At 60.4% G+C, this 15,702-nt stretch carries 13 protein-coding genes; 9 read left to right on the forward strand and 4 right to left on the reverse strand.

Features of this window, described 5'->3' with window-relative positions; genetic code table 11:
• Positions 1 to 161: 161 nt before the first annotated feature.
• From ACA075_RS23800 to ACA075_RS23810, 3 genes are all read right to left on the reverse strand, one after another.
• A complete protein-coding gene (locus ACA075_RS23800) occupies positions 162 to 1,040 on the reverse strand; it encodes an ATPase (protein WP_497295723.1) in 879 nt (292 codons plus the stop codon).
• Between the two features lie 121 nt (positions 1,041 to 1,161).
• Positions 1,162 to 2,154 (reverse strand): NAD-dependent epimerase/dehydratase family protein, encoded by a 993-nt coding sequence (locus ACA075_RS23805; protein ID WP_219095542.1) that lies wholly within the window; start codon positions 2,152 to 2,154, stop codon positions 1,162 to 1,164.
• Between the two features lie 54 nt (positions 2,155 to 2,208).
• Positions 2,209 to 3,102, reverse strand: coding sequence for a LysR family transcriptional regulator ArgP (locus tag ACA075_RS23810; protein ID WP_109634394.1), 894 nt, complete (start codon positions 3,100 to 3,102; stop codon positions 2,209 to 2,211).
• Positions 3,103 to 3,197: 95 nt separating this feature from the next.
• Here ACA075_RS23810 and ACA075_RS23815 point away from each other — a divergent pair, with 95 nt between their 5' ends.
• The 3 genes from ACA075_RS23815 to ACA075_RS23825 all read left to right on the forward strand — a co-directional run bounded on the left by ACA075_RS23815 (position 3,198) and on the right by ACA075_RS23825 (position 4,981).
• Positions 3,198 to 3,599, forward strand: a complete 402-nt coding sequence (locus tag ACA075_RS23815; RefSeq protein ID WP_497295725.1) for an ACT domain-containing protein — start codon at positions 3,198 to 3,200, stop codon at positions 3,597 to 3,599.
• Positions 3,600 to 3,605: 6 nt separating this feature from the next.
• Positions 3,606 to 4,208, forward strand: a complete 603-nt coding sequence (locus ACA075_RS23820) for a LysE/ArgO family amino acid transporter (protein ID WP_497295727.1) — start codon at positions 3,606 to 3,608, stop codon at positions 4,206 to 4,208.
• A 176-nt stretch (positions 4,209 to 4,384) separates the two neighbouring features.
• Positions 4,385 to 4,981 (forward strand): superoxide dismutase, encoded by a 597-nt coding sequence (locus ACA075_RS23825; protein ID WP_010457614.1) that lies wholly within the window; start codon positions 4,385 to 4,387, stop codon positions 4,979 to 4,981.
• A 61-nt stretch (positions 4,982 to 5,042) separates the two neighbouring features.
• On the opposite strand, the gene ACA075_RS23830 is transcribed toward ACA075_RS23825, so the two are convergent.
• The gene (locus tag ACA075_RS23830) at positions 5,043 to 5,414 is read right to left on the reverse strand and encodes a DUF6124 family protein (protein ID WP_497295729.1); all 372 of its coding nucleotides are present in this window, start codon (positions 5,412 to 5,414) and stop codon (positions 5,043 to 5,045) included.
• A gap of 1,204 nt (positions 5,415 to 6,618) precedes the next feature.
• Here ACA075_RS23830 and ACA075_RS23835 point away from each other — a divergent pair.
• The 6 genes from ACA075_RS23835 (at position 6,619) to ACA075_RS23860 (ending at position 15,698) form a co-directional block, all read left to right on the forward strand.
• Positions 6,619 to 8,670 carry a putative bifunctional diguanylate cyclase/phosphodiesterase gene (locus ACA075_RS23835; protein ID WP_497295731.1) on the forward strand — a complete coding sequence of 684 codons (2,052 nt, stop codon included), beginning with the start codon at positions 6,619 to 6,621 and terminating at the stop codon, positions 8,668 to 8,670.
• A 234-nt stretch (positions 8,671 to 8,904) separates the two neighbouring features.
• Positions 8,905 to 10,254 (forward strand): imelysin family protein, encoded by a 1,350-nt coding sequence (locus ACA075_RS23840; RefSeq protein ID WP_497295733.1) that lies wholly within the window; start codon positions 8,905 to 8,907, stop codon positions 10,252 to 10,254.
• Positions 10,255 to 10,684: 430 nt separating this feature from the next.
• Complete coding sequence (locus ACA075_RS23845) at positions 10,685 to 12,112, forward strand: di-heme oxidoreductase family protein (RefSeq protein WP_497295735.1); 1,428 nt, start codon at positions 10,685 to 10,687, stop codon at positions 12,110 to 12,112.
• Between the two features lie 26 nt (positions 12,113 to 12,138).
• A complete protein-coding gene (locus ACA075_RS23850) occupies positions 12,139 to 13,203 on the forward strand; it encodes an imelysin family protein (RefSeq protein ID WP_219094606.1) in 1,065 nt (354 codons plus the stop codon).
• A 14-nt stretch (positions 13,204 to 13,217) separates the two neighbouring features.
• Entirely contained in the window at positions 13,218 to 14,315 is a 1,098-nt protein-coding gene (locus ACA075_RS23855; protein WP_497295736.1) for a DUF1513 domain-containing protein, read from the forward strand.
• Between the two features lie 234 nt (positions 14,316 to 14,549).
• Entirely contained in the window at positions 14,550 to 15,698 is a 1,149-nt protein-coding gene (locus tag ACA075_RS23860) for an efflux RND transporter periplasmic adaptor subunit (RefSeq protein WP_497295737.1), read from the forward strand.
• The last annotated feature ends 4 nt before the right edge of the window (positions 15,699 to 15,702 follow it).

A 15,702-nucleotide genomic window follows, 5' to 3' on the forward strand; every position in this document is an offset into this window, starting at 1 on the left:
CGAGGGAGCTTGCTCCCGCTGGGGCGCGAAGCGGCCCCAAAACCATTCACCGCCGATATTCAGTTAGATCGGCGGCCTCGTTGACGACTGCTTCGCAGCCGAGCGGGAGCAAGCTCCCTCGCCACAGGCAAGTTCCCTCGCCACAGGATCCAGCAACCGCGCTATTGCGCCCGGGCGCGGAGTTGCTGCTGCAGATTCTGGATCTGCGCCTGAAGAGTGTTGATGTTACGGGTGGTCTGGCCGCGGAAGGCATCGAACTCGGCGGTATTGGTGACGCCTTGCGCAGCCGCCGGGCGGTTGTCCTGCTCGCTTTTGAGCACGATCATGTCTTGCTCCAGACGCTCGATCGCGGCGCTCGGGTTGCCCTGTTTCTTCAACGCGACGATGTCGGCGCCGAGGCTTTTGAGCTGGGCGTCGAACTTGCTGGTGTCGTCCGGGGCATTTTTCAACGCGGCCAACTCGGTGCTCAAGGCTTTGATCTGCGCCTGTAATTGCGTGTTGGCGGTCTGGTGTTCGGTGCTCTGGGCGGCCATCTGCGCCAGTCGCTTGTCCAGATCGGTGGTTTGCGTGGTCATTTGTGCCAGACGCTTGTCCAGGTCGCTGGTCTGACCGACCACACCTTGCTGCTGCTTGCTTTGATCCTGCAACTGGTTTTCCAGCTGCTTGATTTGCAGCTTCAGGGCTTCGCTGTCGCTGGTGACGTTGGTCTGGCTGGCGACCACCTTGCCGGAAATGTCCTGCAAGCGCCCCGCCGCGTCTTCACTGATACGCGCGAAGCTTTCCTGGGTCGCTACCAGTTGCTGTTCCATCAGCGAAATCTGCTGAAAGCTCCACCAGGCAAGGCCGGCGAACGCGAAGAACAAAGCGCCGACCAAGGCCCACAGAGGACCGGTGCTGGCGCTTTTGACTTTGACCACCGGCGCCGTCCGCGAGTGCACGGAGGTGCGGGTAGTGGTTGGGAAATCATCGTCATCGAGGCTGTCGGCACGCAGGCTCGGTACATCGTCGAAGTCGTCGTTGGCATCGTTACGCATGGACATTGAGTCAACCTTTGTGGAACGCGGTGATGGCTATAGGCGGCGAGTATAAACCCCACTGCCGCAGCGATTAACCCTCAACGCCAAACTCGGTTCAGTGCTGGCCGGTTTGTCACTGCAAAAGTCAGCGAATGTCCTGGGCTTTCCACCAGCCGCAGAATTCATCGAGGGCCGTCCAGAGACTGACTTTCGGATCGTAGTCCAGATAATGCCGGGCGCGGCTGATGTCCAGGGTGAAATTTTTGTTCATGACCTGCATGCCCAGTCGCGACAGCGTCGGCTCGGGACGCCCCGGCCACACCTTGCACACCCCTTCGTTGAGCGCGGCAACGCTGTAGGCCAAACCGTAGGAACGGTAACGCGTCACTTGTGGGACATCCATCTTGCGCATGACGTAATTGACCACGTCCCACAACGGCACCGGCGTACCGTTACTGATGTTGTAGGCCTTGCCCAAGGCCGAGCCGCTGGCCAGCAAGCTGCTCAGCAACGCTTCATTGAGGTTCTGCACGCTGGTGAAATCGACTTTGTTCAGGCCGTTGCCGATGATCGCCAGGCGTCCTTTGCGCTGCATTTTCAGCAGCCGCGGGAAGATGCTCATGTCACCCGCCCCGGTCACGAAACGCGGGCGCAGGGCCAGGGTTTCGAGACCGAACTCCTGTGCGCCAAAGACCTTTTGCTCGGCGAGGAATTTGGTGGCGGCGTAGGGATGCTTGAAACGTTTAGGCACTTGTTCTTCGGTCAGCCCCAGATGATCACGGCCATCGAAGTAGATCGACGGCGACGACAAATGCACCAGGCGGCGAACCCGCTGTTTCAGGCAAGCCTCGACCACGTTTTCGGTGACCTGCACATTGCCTTGATGAAAGTCCTGATAACGTCCCCACAAACCGACCGCGCCGGCGCAATGCACCACGGCTTCGACATCGGAACACAGCTCGCGCGCCAGTTCCGGGTCGCTCAAGTCGCCCGGGATAAACTCGGCACCACGGCGCACCAGGTGTTCGACGCTTTCGGCCCGGCGACCATTGACCCGCACGTCCAGGCCCTGCTCCAGGGCGAAACGCGCAAAACGTCCGCCAATGAAGCCGCTTGCGCCGGTAACCAGAATTTTCATGTAGAGCTCCGATGTCTTTCGTTTTGCGTAATGCGTGAGTCTTGACGCTGTCCGTCAGTCCAACGGCACCAGCCATTGCTTCGACGAACGCACCAATTGATCGGTCAGCAACCCCAACAACTGACCGCCATTGCGCCAATGATGCCAGTACAGCGGCACATCGATGGGCTTATCTGGCAAAAGCTCCTGCAATACACCACGCTCCAGTTGCTCGCGCACCTGCAATTCGGGCACTAGGCCCCAGCCAAGCCCGGCTTCGGTCAGGCGGATGAAGCCTTCAGACGACGGGCATAAATGGTGCTCGAAACCGCCATCGACACCGAGGGACGCGAGGTAGCGATGCTGTAGGAAATCGTCCGGACCGAAGACCAGCGCCGGGGTTTTCGCCAGCAGGTCAGCACGCACGCCTTCAGGGAAATGCCTCGCTATGAACGCCGGGCTGGCCAGCGCTCGATAACGCATGGCGCCCAGTAACACGCTGCGTGCGCCAGCCACCGGACGCTCGCTGGCGCAGATGCACGCGGCCACTTCACCAGCGCGCATGCGTTTGAGGCCGACCGTCTGGTCTTCGACGACCAGGTCCAGCAGCAGGTGTTGCTCGGCGCAGAAATCACTGACGGCTGCGGCCCACCATGTCGCAAGACTGTCGGCGTTCAGGGCGATGCGCAGACGTTCCGGCAAACCTTCTTCGTCCAGCGCCGGGACCAGCGTCTGTAGATCCCGCTCAAGCAAACGCACCTGCTGGACATGGTTGAGCAGCCGCCGACCAATCTCGGTCGGGGCTGGTGGCGTGACCCGCACCAACACCGGTTGGCCGACCCGCGCCTCCAGTAACTTGATGCGCTGGGAAATCGCCGATTGCGACAAGCCCAGCACCTGCGCGGCGCGTTCAAACCCGGCCTGCTCAACCACTGCGGCCAGGGCAGACAGCAATTTATAGTCGAACATCAGTTTTCCTAATGAGCGATCAGCATGATTGGTTTTTCTTATACCGCGTTGCACCTGAGAATAGCCAGCAAGCACTCTTGAACAGGATCACCGACATGGCTGGCGAAACTTCATTGGCAACCCTGCTGCGCAGCATGAGCCCGCAACTCAACGACGGCGACTACGTGTTCTGCACCCTGCGCGACGGCAAATTGCCCGCCGGTCTCGAGTTCATCGGCAGCTTTCGCGAGCAGGAAGGGCTGACAGTGATTCTGGAACGCTCCCACGCTGAACAAGCCGGTTTCAGCTTCGACTACGTCGCAGCCTGGATCACCTTGAACGTGCACTCGGCCCTGGAAGCGGTCGGTCTTACCGCCGCCTTCGCCACGGCATTGGGCCAGGCCGGCATCAGTTGCAACGTGATCGCCGGTTACTACCACGACCATTTATTCGTCGGTCAGACCGATGCCCAACGCGCAATGCACGTTTTGCGCGACCTGGCAGCCAACGCGGAGTAAACCCTTATGTGGCAAAGCTATGTGAACGGCCTGCTGGTGGCCGCGGGGTTGATCATGGCGATCGGCACTCAAAACGCGTTTGTGCTGGCGCAGAGCCTTCGGCGTGAACATCACCTGCCGGTGGCGGCGTTGTGCGTCACGTGCGACGCCTTGCTGGTGGCCGCCGGGGTATTCGGGCTGGCGACGGTGCTGGCGCAAAACCCGACCTTGTTGGCGGTCGCCCGCTGGGGTGGCGCGGTATTTCTGATTTGGTATGGCAGTCAGGCGCTACGCCGGGCGTGCTCGAAACAAAGCCTGCAACAGGGTGAAAACCAGACGGTGCGCTCGCTGCGTGCGGTGATGCTTAGTGCTTTGGCGGTGACGTTGCTCAACCCGCACGTTTATCTGGATACCGTGTTGTTGATCGGCTCCCTCGGCGCGCAGCAAACCGAGCCCGGCGCTTATGTCGTGGGCGCGGCCAGTGCGTCGTTGCTGTGGTTTTTCACCCTGGCACTGGGCGCGGCATGGTTGGCACCCTGGCTGGCCCGGCCCAGCACCTGGCGAATTCTCGACCTGCTGGTGGCGGTGATGATGTTCGCCGTGGCGTTTCAATTAATTGTCTCTGGCTGATTATTCCAAAAGGCTCTGGAACCTCTATCCCACACAGTTGTTGCGTGGTTATGCCGCACCCCCGGTGCTATGATCCGATCCGATGCGCCGCAAAGAGTACAAACTCCCCGGCGCTTGTCTGGCCGCCCGTGATCGGCCTTGCGCTCACCGCAACTGACCTGATTAGGAGAATCATCATGGCTTTCGAATTGCCGCCGCTGCCTTACGCACACGATGCCCTGCAGCCGCACATTTCCAAGGAAACTCTGGAATACCACCACGACAAGCACCACAACACCTACGTCGTGAACCTGAACAACCTGGTGCCAGGCACCGAGTTCGAAGGCAAGACCCTGGAAGAAATCGTCAAATCTTCTTCGGGCGGCATCTTCAACAACGCCGCTCAGGTCTGGAACCACACTTTCTACTGGAACTGCCTGGCGCCAAACGCCGGTGGTCAACCAACCGGCGCTCTGGCTGAAGCCATCAACGCTTCTTTCGGTTCGTTCGACAAGTTCAAAGAAGAATTCAGCAAAACCTCCATCGGCACCTTCGGTTCCGGTTGGGGCTGGCTGGTGAAAAAGGCTGACGGTTCCCTGGCCCTGGCCAGCACCATCGGCGCCGGTAACCCGCTGACCAGCGGCGACACCCCGCTGCTGACCTGCGACGTCTGGGAACACGCTTACTACATCGACTACCGCAACGTTCGTCCGAAATACGTCGAAGCGTTCTGGAACCTGGTCAACTGGAAATTCGTGGCTGAGCAATTTGAAGGCAAAACCTTCAAGGCTTAATCTCGACGCCAGACAAGAAACCCGGCTTTTATGCCGGGTTTTTTTATGGGCTGGGGAAAAGTCAGCCCGCTTGCGGATCGACGTTATCCAAGGCTCGGTTTACCGCCAACTCCGCCAACATGATGATCTGCTGGATTGCCAACACCGTATTGCGCTGCGGGCCGATCAGGTTCGCGGCGAAATCGCTCGCCATGACACTGGCGGAGGCCAATGACTCGCAGGCTTGGGCGAGGAGGCTTTCGGTGCCCATGTCGGGGGCGATCATGAACATCGTGCTAGGGCGACGGGGTTTTTCGAGGTATTGGTCTGGCGGATCGAGGTAGTAGTCGAGGGCGCGTTTTATGGCTTCGTGGTCTTTGAGGAGCGCTTCGGCTTCGGTGGTTTCGGCGTTGGGGGTGGTGTTGACGGGTGGATCGGGGATTAACTTATCCAAACTACAATTCCTCTAATCAAACTGGAGCCATCACCAGTCGTTTCTCACGCGACGGAGTGGTGGCAGCTATGTGCGGAGTGAGAAACCGGTAGAGGAATAGACCCGGCCAGACCGAAGTCTGCCCGCACACAGCCGCCATAAAAAACTTGCAGGCAGCGGATTAGCTGGCGGCAATTATGGTGGTACTGGCGCTGTATTAAAACCTCTACGGGCTCTCACACCCGGTCGCTGAGTTTTCAGCGACAGCCAGAGGTTAGAGAGACTGCTTCCTACCCGGCAACCTGAAAAATGCGTGGGAATTCGCTGTGTTTTTTACACATCTTTAAACACACAAAAATGGAACGCGGAGCGTCCCGGGCGGCATTCCCACGCGGAGCATGGGAACGATCAATCGGGAGGCATCAGGAAGAGATTGGTCGGCTGTCAGGCCGCCATCGCTGGCAGGCCAGCTCCCACAAGGGTTTGTTGTACACCTGCAAGAAATTGGTCGGCTGTCAGGCCGCCTTCGCGGGCAAGCCTCGCTCCTACAAAAACGGATCGGCATACATGCTTCGCTCCTCACCACTCATCAGGCCGAGCGTTAGCTCGCCTGCAGCTCTTGATCTTGATCCACCCGCCCCTTTCGGGAGGCTGAGTGGAGGTGTTCATCCGGGGAGTGGCGCGCAGCGCCGTTCGACGCAGTCGAACACGCTGCATGTAGGTCGTCGCGAAGCAGACCGGAGGGCAGTGTCCCCGGATGGATACCGGAACGAAGGAACGCCGAGCCCAGGCGAGGGGCCGGACGCTTGGGGCGAGACCTTTTGGTTCCTTTTGGGGCGTTTGCCAAAAGGGACTCGCCGTAAGGGCGAAACCATAAGTCGCCGTTACCGCAGAAATGGATATGTCCACAACCAACAAGAACATGGTCGGCTACCAGGCCGCCAAGTAACCAAGCCAATCTCGGACAATGAAACCAGCATTCGGCCCCTTGCCCCCACGCCACAGCAGGCTAACATCAACAAAAGGAAAAATAGTCCCAATCCCCCTCAAGTTGAAGGACCCAACTACCGACACAGTACAAATAGGGCAAATACTCAAAACAACAGCATTTCTGCCAAGCTGCAGGCAAAAAACCCTGAGATTGATTGTCCCTTTGACTGCCATCACGGGATTGCCAATACTCATGGCAACTTGATGCTACCCGCACGGAACAAGGAATAACCCTTTGAAGCTGGAACTCAAGAACAGCTTGTCGGTGAAGTTGCTCCGGGTCGTGCTCCTGTCGGCATTGATCGTCGGCGTAGTCTTGAGCTGCGCGCAGATCGTCTTCGATGCCTATAAAACACGCCAGGCCGTGGCCAACGATGCAGAACGCATCCTCGACATGTTCCGCGACCCCTCCACCCAGGCCGTCTACAGCCTGGACCGGGAAATGGGCATGCAGGTCATCGAAGGCCTGTTCCAGGACGACGCCGTGCGCCAAGCCTCCATCGGCCATCCCAACGAAGCCATGCTCGCGCAGAAATCTCGTGAGTTGCAGCATTCAAACAGCCGCTGGCTGACCGACCTGATCCTGGGCAAGGAACGCACCTTTACCACCCAACTGGTCGGTCGCGGTCCCTACAGCGAATATTACGGCGACCTCAGCATCACCCTCGACACCGCCACCTACGGGCAAGGCTTCATCGTCAGTTCTGTCATCATCTTCATCTCCGGCGTATTACGCGCCCTGGCCATGGGCCTGGTGCTGTACCTGGTCTACCACTGGCTGCTGACCAAACCGCTGTCGCGCATCATCGAACACCTGACCGAAATCAATCCGGACCGCCCCAGCGAACACAAGATTCCGCAACTCAAGGGCCACGAAAAGAACGAACTGGGGATCTGGATCAACACCGCCAACCAGTTACTCGAATCCATCGAGCGCAACACCCACCTGCGCCACGAAGCGGAAAACAGCCTGCTGCGCATGGCCCAGTACGACTTCCTCACCGGTCTGCCGAACCGTCAGCAATTGCAGCAACAACTGGACAAGATCCTGGTCGACGCCGGCAAGTTGCAACGTCGGGTTGCGGTGCTGGTGGTAGGTCTGGACGACTTCAAAGGCATCAACGAACAGTTCAGCTATCAGACCGGCGACCAATTGCTGCTCGCCCTGGCCGATCGTCTGCGCGCTCACAGCGGTCGCCTCGGCGCCCTCGCCCGGCTCGGTGGCGATCAGTTCGCCCTGGTCCAGGCCGATATCGAACAACCTTACGAAGCCGCCGAACTGGCGCAAAGCATCCTCGATGACCTGGAAGCGGCGTTTGCCCTCGATCATCAGGAAATCCGCCTGCGTGCGACCATCGGCATCACCCTGTTTCCCGAAGACGGCGACAGCACCGAGAAACTGCTGCAAAAAGCCGAGCAGACCATGACGCTGGCGAAAACCCGCTCGCGCAACCGTTATCAGTTCTACATCGCCAGCGTCGACACCGAGATGCGCCGCCGCCGGGAACTGGAAAAAGACCTGCGCGACGCCCTGCGGCGGGACCAGTTCTACCTCGTCTACCAACCGCAGATCAGCTACCGCGATCACCGGGTGGTGGGGGTAGAGGCGCTGATTCGCTGGCAGCATCCCGAGCATGGCCTGGTGCCGCCCGACCTGTTCATCCCGTTGGCCGAGCAGAACGGCACCATTATCGCCATCGGCGAATGGGTGCTGGATCAGGCCTGCAAACAACTGCGCGAATGGCATGACCAGGGTTTCATCGACCTGCGCATGGCGGTGAACCTGTCCACCGTGCAACTGCACCACGCCGAGCTGCCGCGGGTGGTCAACAACCTGCTGCAGATGTACCGCCTGCCGCCGCGCAGCCTGGAGCTGGAAGTCACCGAAACCGGCCTGATGGAAGACATCAGCACCGCCGCCCAGCATCTGCTGAGCCTGCGTCGCTCCGGCGCATTGATTGCGATCGACGATTTCGGCACCGGTTATTCGTCCTTGAGCTACCTGAAAAGCCTGCCGCTGGACAAGATCAAGATCGACAAGAGCTTCGTGCAGGACCTGCTCGATGACGACGACGATGCCACCATCGTTCGGGCGATCATCCAGCTGGGCAAGAGCCTGGGCATGCAGGTGATTGCCGAAGGCGTGGAAACCGCCGAGCAAGAGGCCTACATCATCTCCGAAGGCTGCCACGAAGGTCAGGGCTACCACTACAGCAAACCGCTGCCGGCACGGGAATTGAGCGCCTACCTGAAACAGGCGCAGCGCAGTAACGCGGCTATTTTGTAGTTCTCAAAAGATCGCAGCCTCGTTTCACTCCACAGCTGTTACGGGCCCGAGTGCTTCTGTAGCAGCTGTCGATTGAAACGAGGCTGCGATCTTTTGATCCACGACACAACTCTCGCCTGAATAAGAAATATTTCCAGCTACAACCCTTTACAGATAATGCGAAAGATTTGCATTATGTCGCAGTTTTGCGCGCTTGCTGCGCCATACCACCCCTCTCGAAGCAGGATGTTCGCCATGATTCGTATGCCTCTGGCTACCGCCAGTCTGTTGGCCATCGCTATTTCCCTCGCCGGTTGTGGCGAAGGCAAAGACAAAGCTGCAGCCCCAGCGCCTACGCCGGCCGCCAGCACGACCGCTCCGGCGCCAGCCACCGCACCTGCCGCGACCAGCAAAGTCGACGAAGCCGCCGCCAAAGCCGTTGTCGCGCATTACGCCGACATCGTCTACGCCGTATACAGCGATGCCGAATCCACCGCGAAGATCCTGCAAACCGCCGTCGACGCCTTCCTCGCCAAACCGAACGCCGACACCCTGAAAACCGCCAAGGCGGCCTGGGTAGCTGCCCGCGTTCCTTACCTGCAGAGCGAAGTGTTCCGCTTCGGCAACACCATCATCGACGACTGGGAAGGTCAGGTGAACGCCTGGCCACTGGACGAAGGCCTGATCGACTACGTCGACAAATCCTACGAGCACGCACTGGGTAACCCGGGCGCCACGGCCAACATCATCGCCAACACTCAGGTTCAGGTCGGCGAAGACAAGATTGACGTGAAAGACATCACCCCGGAAAAACTCGCCAGCTTGAACGAGCTGGGCGGCTCCGAAGCCAACGTCGCCACTGGCTACCACGCCATCGAATTTCTGCTCTGGGGCCAGGACCTGAACGGCACCGGCCCTGGCGCCGGCAACCGTCCAGCCTCCGACTACCTGGAAGGCAAAGGCGCCACCGGCGGTCACAACGATCGTCGCCGCGCTTACCTGAAGTCCGTGACCCAGTTGCTGGTCAGCGACCTGGAAGAAATGGTCGGTAACTGGAAGCCGAACGTGGCCGACAACTACCGCGCCACCCTCGAAGCGGAACCGGTTGATTCCGGCCTGCGCAAAATGCTGTTCGGCATGGGCAGCCTGTCCCTGGGCGAACTGGCGGGCGAGCGCATGAAGGTTTCCCTGGAAGCCAACTCCCCTGAAGACGAACACGATTGCTTCAGCGACAACACCCATAACTCGCAGTTCTACGATGCCAAGGGTGTTCGCAACGTGTACCTGGGCGAATACACCCGTGTAGATGGCACCAAAATGACCGGCGCCAGCCTGTCGTCTCTGGTGGCCAAGGCCGACCCGGCCGCCGATACCGCGCTGAAAGCCGACCTGGCCGCAACCGAAGCCAAGATGCAGGTCATCGTCGATCACGCCAACAAGGGTGAGCACTACGACCAGCTGATCGCCGCCGGTAACACCGCTGGCAACCAGATCGTGCGCGACGCAATCGCCGCCCTGGTCAAGCAGACCGGTTCGATCGAAGCCGCCGCTGGCAAACTGGGCATCAGCGACCTGAACCCGGACAACGCTGATCACGAGTTCTGATCAACGCTGGCTGAGTGATAAAGAGGCGACCTTCGGGTCGCCTTTTTCATACCCGCCTGACACGGACCACTGTAGGAGCGAGCCTGCTCGCGAGGAGGCCGTGTCAGTCACCATAAATGCTGAATGTGCTTCCGCCATCGCGAGCAGGCTCGCTCCCACAGGGTTCGCGTAGATCCTGTGGGAGCGTGGCTTGCCCGCGAAGACGGCGTCACATGCCACATCACTAGCGACTGACACACCGCCATCGCGGGCAAGCCCGCTCCCACAGGGTTCGCGTAGATCCTGTGGGAGCGGGCTTGTCCGCGATGGCGGCGCCTCGGTCTCCAGCCGAACACTGCCCCACATCAACCAAACGATAATTCCTCTTATTCAAACTCCCTTGCCCTGTTAGACTTTGCGCCCTTGTTTTGCTCGTCTTGCAGGATGTCTGATGCCCTCGCTGCTGCTTCGCTTGTCCGCACTGTTTCTGGCCCTGGGCCTGAGTGCCTGCGATGACGCCCCGCGTTTTACCAAGGCCGAACCCGGTGAAGCCCGGTCCGGTGGCGCAGCGACCGTGCGCAAGACTGATCAGAACGCCTTCTCCCTGCCCTCCGCCAACCTGTCGCCGTCACGGCGCGTGGATTTCAGCGTCGGCAACAGTTTCTTCCGCAACCCTTGGGTGATTGCCCCTTCGACCACCACTGCCCGGGACGGCCTCGGTCCGCTGTTCAATACCAACGCCTGTCAGGGCTGTCACATCAAGGACGGTCGTGGTCATCCGCCGACGCCCGATGCGGCGAACGCGGTATCGATGCTGGTGCGCCTGTCGATCCCGGACGCGCCGGCCTATGCAAAAGTCATCGAGCAGCTCGGCGTGGTCCCGGAGCCGGTCTACGGCAGCCAGTTCCAGGACATGGCCGTGCCCGGCGTGACCCCGGAAGGTAAAGTGCGGGTCGATTACACCCCCGTTGCGGTCCGCTTCAAGGACGGCACTGAAATCGAGCTACGCAAACCCAGCCTGAACATCACCCAGCTGGGTTACGGCCCAATGCACCCCGACACCCGTTTCTCGGCGCGCGTTGCCCCGCCGATGATTGGCCTGGGCTTGCTCGAAGCCATCCCTGACGAAGCGATCCTCGCCAACGCCGAGGCGCAGGCCAAGGACAAAAACGGCATTGCCGGACGCCCGAACCGTGTCTGGGACGACGTGCAACAGAAAACCGTCCTGGGCCGATTCGGCTGGAAAGCCGGGCAACCGAACCTCAATCAGCAGAACGTTCACGCGTTTTCCGGCGACATGGGCCTGACCACCAGCCTCCGCCCTTTCGACGACTGCACCGATGCGCAAACCGTCTGCAAACAGGCCTCCAATGGCAACGGCCCGAATGGCGAGCCCGAAGTCAGCGATAACATCCTGCGCCTGGTGCTGTTCTACAGCCGCAACCTCGCCGTGCCGGCCCGTCGCGACGTCAACACGCCCGAAGTGCTGGCCGGCAAGAACCTGTTTTTCCAGGCCGGATGCCAGTCCTGTCACACACCGAAATACACCACCGCCGCCAACGCCGCCGAACCTGAACTGGCCAATCAAGTGATTCGCCCTTACAGCGATCTGCTGCTGCACGACATGGGCGACGGCCTGGCCGACAACCGCAGCGAATTCCAGGCCAGTGGCCGCGACTGGCGCACCCCGCCTTTGTGGGGCATTGGCCTGACGCAGGCGGTCAGTGGCCACACCCAGTTCTTGCACGACGGCCGCGCCCGCAATCTGCTGGAAGCCGTGCTCTGGCATGGCGGCGAAGCGCAAGCGGCCCAGCAACAGGTTTTGTCTTTCAATGCCGAGCAGCGCGCTGCGTTGCTGGCGTTTTTGAATTCCCTTTAATACGTTTTCCATAGCGGGAGCCCGACATGTTCCGTCCCAAATTGTTGTTCACCAGCCTTGCAGCACTCGCCCTCGGCGCTTGCTCGCCACAGGACCCGCAAGCCGTCACCTCGGCCGCCATCGCCAAATCGGTGATCCTGCCGACGTACACCCGTTGGGTTGAAGCCGACCGCCAATTGGCCGTCAGCGCCCTCGCCTACTGCGAAGGCAAGGAAAACCTCGACACCGCCCGCGCCGACTTCCTGCACGCGCAGAAAGCCTGGGCCGAACTGCAACCGCTGCTGATCGGGCCGCTGGCCGAGGGCAATCGCGCCTGGCAGGTGCAGTTCTGGCCGGACAAGAAAAACCTGGTCGGCCGTCAGGTCGAGCAACTGGTCACCGCGCAGCCGCAGATCGATGCCGCCGCCCTGGCCAAGTCCAGCGTTGTGGTGCAAGGCCTCTCGGCCTATGAATACATCCTGTTCGACAGCAAGCCGGACGTGGCCAACGACGCGCAAAAAGCCAAGTACTGCCCGCTGCTGAAGGCGATTGGCGAACGTCAGAAACTGCTGGCTGAAGAGATTCTGCAAAGCTGGAACAACACCGACGGCATGCTCGCGCAGATGAGCAAGTTCCCGAACCAGCGCTACGCCGACTCCCACGAAGCCATCGCCGATCTGCTGCGCGTTCAGGTCACCGCCCTCGACACCTTGAAGAAAAAACTCGGCACGCCGATGGGCCGCCAGAGCAAAGGCGTGCCGCAACCATTCCAGGCCGATGCCTGGCGCAGCCAGTCGTCCCTGACCGGCCTGGAAGCCAGCCTCGCCGCTGCCAAAACCGTGTGGGAAGGCGTCGACAACAAAGGCCTGCGCGGCCTGTTGCCGAGCGAGCAGAAGCCGTTGGCCGACAAGATCGATGCTGCTTACGCCGCGTCCTTGAAACTGTTCGCCAGCAATCAGCGCTCGCTGACAGAAATGCTCAATGACGATGCCGGTCGCCAGCAACTCAACGATATCTACGACAGCCTCAACGTCGTCCATCGCCTGCACGAAGGTGAACTGGCCAAGGCGCTGGGTATCCAACTGGGCTTCAACGCCAACGACGGTGACTGATGAGGACAAGTGCCATGCTGCGACGTCAGGCTCTGACTTTAGGTAGTTTGCTGCTGGGAGCAGTGACACTGGGCGGCTGGACGCTGTTCAAGCAAAAGGACAAGAGCCCGCTGCTGCTCTCGGCGCGGGACGATGGCGACGGCAAGCATTACGCCGTCGGCTATCGGCTGGACGGCTCCCGGGTGTTTGCCACCCAGGTCGGCCAGCGCTGCCACGACATCATCAACCACCCGACATTGCCGATCGCACTGTTCGTCGCACGCCGTCCGGGCACCGAAAGTTATCTGATCGACCTGCGCGACGGCACGCTGCTGCAAACCGTGACCTCGCTGCCGAACCGGCATTTCTACGGTCACGCGGTGATTCACAAGAGCGGCGACTGGCTGTACGCCACCGAAAACGACACCTCCGATCCGGGTCGCGGACTGTTGGGTGTGTATAAGTTCGAAGGTGAGCGGCTGGTGCACAGCGGCGAGATTTCCACCCATGGGATCGGCCCGCATCAGGTGTCGTGGATGCCGGATGGCGAGACGCTGGTGGTGGCCAACGGCGGCATTCGCACCGAGGCGGAAAGCCGGGTCGAGATGAACCTCAACGCCATGGAACCAAGCCTGGTATTGATGCAACGGGACGGCACCCTGCTGAGCAAGGAAACCCTCGCCCAACAGATGAACAGCGTGCGTCATCTGGGAATCGCCAGCGATGGCACCATCGTCGCCGGCCAGCAGTTCATGGGGCCGTCCCACGAGTCTTCGGAGTTGCTGGCGATCAAGCGTCCGGGTCAACCGTTCGTGGCGTTCCCGGTGCCGGAGCATCAGTTGCAGGCGATGGGACATTACACCGCCAGCGTGGCGGTCCACAGTGACTTGCGGCTGATCGCGTTGACCGCGCCACGGGGCAACCGCTTTTTCATCTGGGACATGGACAGCGGCGAAGTGCGCCTGGATGCGCCGCTTCCCGATTGCGCCGGAGTCGGCACGGTAGCCGATGGCTTTGTCGTGACCTCGGGTCAGGGCCGCTGCCGGTATTACGATTGCCGCCAGACAACTCTGGTTGCAAAACCGCTGGAGCTACCGGCGGGGCTCTGGGACAACCACCTGCACCTCATCTGACCTCTCCCTTCTCTGTTGGCGAGCTTACCTGTGGCGAGGGAGCCTGCTCCCGCTGGGCTGCGCAGCGGCCCTGAAAAATGGGACTGCTACGCAGTCCAGCGGGAGCAAGCTCCCTCGCCACAGGTTTTGTGATCGTCGTATTCCTGCCTGTAATTTCTACCAGTTGGAATCCCCCTCCGACTCGGGGTAATGTGCCCCACTGTCTCACCTGATTTTCTCCAAGGAAGTGGAAATATGCTGCGTCGCCGCATGCTGATCATGTTGGGTGTTGTTCTGCTGATCGTGCTGGTCCTGGCCGGTTATAAAGCCTTCTCCATCTATACGATGATTCAAGGATTTTCCGCGCCGAAACCTCCGATCAGTGTCGCCGCGACCACTGCCGTCGAACGTCCGTGGCAAGCTCGCCTGCCAAGCGTCGGCACCCTCAAGGCGCTGCAAGGCGTGGACCTGAGCCTGGAGACCGACGGCACCGTCATCGACTTGCAGTTCGAGTCAGGCCAGAAGGTCAAGGCCGGCCAACCCCTCCTGCGACTCGACAGCGCCGTGGAAACTGCCTTGCTTGAAACGGCTCTGGCCGACCTCGGCCTGGCCCAACTCGATTACGGTCGAGGTAGCCAACTGGTGGGCAGCCAGGCCATTTCCAAAGGCGAATTCGACCGACTGTCAGCGGTGCAGAAAAAGAGCAAGGCGACGGTCAATCAACTCAAGGCTGCGCTCGGCAAAAAAAGCATCGTCGCACCCTTCAGCGGGACGATCGGCATTCGACAGGTGGACATTGGTGACTATGTCGCCACCGGGACCATGATCGCCACCCTGCAAGACCTCAGCAGCCTCTACGTCGACTTCTTCGTGCCCGAGCAGTCGGTGCCGAAGATCGCCCTCGGCCAGTCGGTGCAGATCATTGTCTCGGCCTACCCGACACAAACCTTCCCCGGCACGATCAGCGCGATCAACCCGAAAGTCGAAAACAGTACCCGCAACGTTCAGGTCCGCGCGACCCTGGCCAACCCCGACGGCAAACTGCTGCCGGGCATGTTCGCCAGCCTGCAGGTGATGCTGCCCGACCCGCAGCCGCGCATCGTCGTGCCGGAAAGCGCGATCACTTACACGCTATACGGCAACTCGCTCTACGTCGTCGCGCAGAAAAAAGCCGAAGACGGCAGCCTCGAAAAAGACGACAAGGGCCAGCCGATCCTGATCGCCGAACGGCGTTTCATCGAAACCGGCGAGCGCCGCGACGGGCTGGTGATGATTACCAAAGGTTTGCAGAACGGCGAAAAAGTGGTCACGGCCGGTCAGATCAAACTGGACAACGGTGCACACATTGCCATCAGCGACGACAAGACCCTGACCGATAAGAACAGTCAGCCACGTACTGACTGATCAA

The organism is Pseudomonas sp. LBUM1663 (assembly GCF_059695905.1).

What these genes read in the sequence shown, in the direction of transcription:
- ACA075_RS23825 (WP_010457614.1), top strand. Translation starts at nt 4,385, where the DNA reads ATGGCTTTCGAATTGCCGCCGCTGCCTTACGCACACGATGCCCTGCAG.
- ACA075_RS23805 (WP_219095542.1), bottom strand. Translation starts at nt 2,154, where the DNA reads ATGAAAATTCTGGTTACCGGCGCAAGCGGCTTCATTGGCGGACGTTTT.
- ACA075_RS23820 (WP_497295727.1), top strand. Translation starts at nt 3,606, where the DNA reads ATGTGGCAAAGCTATGTGAACGGCCTGCTGGTGGCCGCGGGGTTGATC.
- ACA075_RS23850 (WP_219094606.1), top strand. Translation starts at nt 12,139, where the DNA reads ATGTTCCGTCCCAAATTGTTGTTCACCAGCCTTGCAGCACTCGCCCTC.
- ACA075_RS23815 (WP_497295725.1), top strand. Translation starts at nt 3,198, where the DNA reads ATGGCTGGCGAAACTTCATTGGCAACCCTGCTGCGCAGCATGAGCCCG.
- ACA075_RS23800 (WP_497295723.1), bottom strand. Translation starts at nt 1,040, where the DNA reads ATGTCCATGCGTAACGATGCCAACGACGACTTCGACGATGTACCGAGC.
- ACA075_RS23845 (WP_497295735.1), top strand. Translation starts at nt 10,685, where the DNA reads ATGCCCTCGCTGCTGCTTCGCTTGTCCGCACTGTTTCTGGCCCTGGGC.
- ACA075_RS23855 (WP_497295736.1), top strand. Translation starts at nt 13,218, where the DNA reads ATGCTGCGACGTCAGGCTCTGACTTTAGGTAGTTTGCTGCTGGGAGCA.
- ACA075_RS23860 (WP_497295737.1), top strand. Translation starts at nt 14,550, where the DNA reads ATGCTGCGTCGCCGCATGCTGATCATGTTGGGTGTTGTTCTGCTGATC.
- ACA075_RS23810 (WP_109634394.1), bottom strand. Translation starts at nt 3,102, where the DNA reads ATGTTCGACTATAAATTGCTGTCTGCCCTGGCCGCAGTGGTTGAGCAG.
- ACA075_RS23840 (WP_497295733.1), top strand. Translation starts at nt 8,905, where the DNA reads ATGATTCGTATGCCTCTGGCTACCGCCAGTCTGTTGGCCATCGCTATT.